A 2,270-nucleotide genomic window follows, 5' to 3' on the forward strand; every position below is an offset into this window, starting at 1 on the left:
CATCTTTGTAGGTTGGGCTTTAGCCCATCACAAACAAACCAATATATAAATAGACGGCATAAATACCGACCTACAAAATATAGACATCAACTTGAAATACTGCCTTCCTACATCTTTGTAGGTTGGGCTTTAGCCCATCACAAACAAACCAATATATAAATAGACGGCATAAATACCGACCTACAAATAAATTGAATTCCAAAAAGGATAGTCTCCAATACGATTAACCAATCCCTTTCTTAGTGGATTCGTAACTATGTATCTACTTATATTTTCTCTATCTTCATCAAGACGTAAGGCACGGTCATAAAATGATGGTTGCCATAATGCTCCTGAACGGTTTAGCTTTCTATTGATAACAAAGCTACTAGCGCCTTTTAACGTTCCCACGACTTTTGATAACTCAGCTCCCTTTTCCAATCGTAACAATCCATGAAAATGATCTGGCATTAATACCCAAGTTAACCAAGAACAGTTATATTGCAGCTCATTTTTAGCAATTCCTATGCAAAATAGTTGGGACACATAAAAGTCTATGAAATGATCTAAATTATTTTCGGTATTAAAAGTTATAAAGTACTCACCGCCCTCTTGCGAAAACCGGCCTACTCGTAAGTCACTCCATGACATCATCATCTCCCTTTGTAAAAACTGGCGGCATAAATACCGACCTACAAAATATAGCCATCTGCTTGAAGTACTGCCAACCTACATCTTTGTAGGTTGGGCTTTAGCCCATCAAAAAAAACTTCACATAGCTGACGGCATAAATGCCGACCTACATAGACAACGCCGCTTTGTCCGTAAGTGAGCCTGCGAACGTTCCGTATACCGTAAGGCCATAGGCCGTTCCGATTTCCCGACTCAGCTTATCCGTCTTTGCTTTTACCTAGGAGCGGCTTTTCCTAGGATCTCGATCCTTGTTTTAACCGTCTCAGCTTGTACCTAGGACCTTATTTTCCTCTTCCATTCTGATTCGCAATCTGCGAATTCACTCGCGCCGCCTTGGCCATAATAATAGCCCCAATAAATACATCCTATAAAGTCAGCTGAAAATATTCTGTTAAATCAATACATAAAGTACTAAATATCAAACGATATCAGATTGGCATGATCCCTGTATTCCTATCTAAATAACGATATCCGATGAATAAGAAGCAGAAGATAGATTGTTAAAAATATTATCCATAACGTGATGTCTAACAGGTGCTGATATGCAAAACGAATCGACATGTAACAACTTTCTATCGACACTTTCAAGTGGCGCAATGGCCAAAGGGCTATTCTGGTTGGGTTCTGCTCAAGTGCTTGGCCGTATTGTGCGCTTAGGTTCCAGCATTATCATCGCTCGACTATTTACTCCGGAAATATTTGGCCAAGTAGCCATCATACTGACCAGCTTTGAGATCATCTGTACGCCTACACGTCGTATATCTTCTGCCGCATTAATCAAAATGGATGATAACCAACTAATACAATCTTTATCTGCGGCTGATCAGGTGAACTGGTTAGCCGCTATAACCGCCTTCGTTGCCATGAGCTTACTCAGCTGGCCGCTTGCTATCTACTACGATGACATGCAGCTAATTTTACCTATGATACTCATGGCAACAAGCTATTTACTCCTACCATTTGGCATGCTTTACGCTGCTATAAACCTGCGAGCAAATCGCATGCGTGTGGTCGGTCGAGCCGTGCTCTGGCAAACAGCGTTCGATGCCATATTAACCGCAACACTGGCTTTGCTCGGCTTAGGTATTTGGGCCATTATTTTGCCCAAAATTATTGTGGTATTTATTTGGATTGGGATTCATAGATACCACAACCCCTTACCTAAGCCTTTATCAAATCACGCTACAGCTTTTAGTAAAGCAACGCTCAACCAAGTAAAATCTTTCAGCCTACTTTCATCTAATGCAAAAAGCTTACTCAAATTTGGTATACAGGTTGGGCTTGGCGACTTAGCCATCGCACTGAGACAAAATATTGATTATATATTGATAGGCTATTTTCTTGGTCTAGAAGCCTTAGGCATCTATTTTTTTGCATTTAATGCCAGCCTAGGGATCAGCTTAGGTTTAGTGCAAAGCTATGGCACAGCGCTTTACTCTCACCTTTGTCTCAAAAAGTCCGAATCGAAACCACTACAAGCGGCTCATCAATTTGACCATGAACTAAGCCATGAACCAATTACCAAACTAAGCCATGAGGCAAGCCCCGAAGCAATTACCAAACTAAGCCATGAGGCAAGCCCCGAAGCAATTGCCAAA

2 protein-coding genes are annotated in these 2,270 nt (G+C 41.1%); one reads left to right on the forward strand and one right to left on the reverse strand.

The window, feature by feature from the left end; translation table 11 throughout:
* Window positions 1-180: 180 nt before the first annotated feature.
* On the reverse strand, window positions 181-630 hold the full coding sequence (locus tag ACVBJC_RS20330; RefSeq protein WP_447162721.1) for an REP-associated tyrosine transposase: 450 nt from the start codon (window positions 628-630) through the stop codon (window positions 181-183).
* 584 nt (window positions 631-1,214) lie between these two features.
* Here ACVBJC_RS20330 and ACVBJC_RS20335 point away from each other — a divergent pair.
* Window positions 1,215-2,270: oligosaccharide flippase family protein (locus ACVBJC_RS20335; protein ID WP_447162722.1), on the forward strand; the 1,056-nt coding region annotated here is incomplete at its 3' end.

The organism is Shewanella sp. 0m-6 (genome assembly GCF_052977325.1).

Coding starts and splice junctions, on each gene's coding strand:
- ACVBJC_RS20330 (WP_447162721.1), bottom strand. CDS start 630: ATGTCATGGAGTGACTTACGAGTAGGCCGGTTTTCGCAAGAGGGCGGT.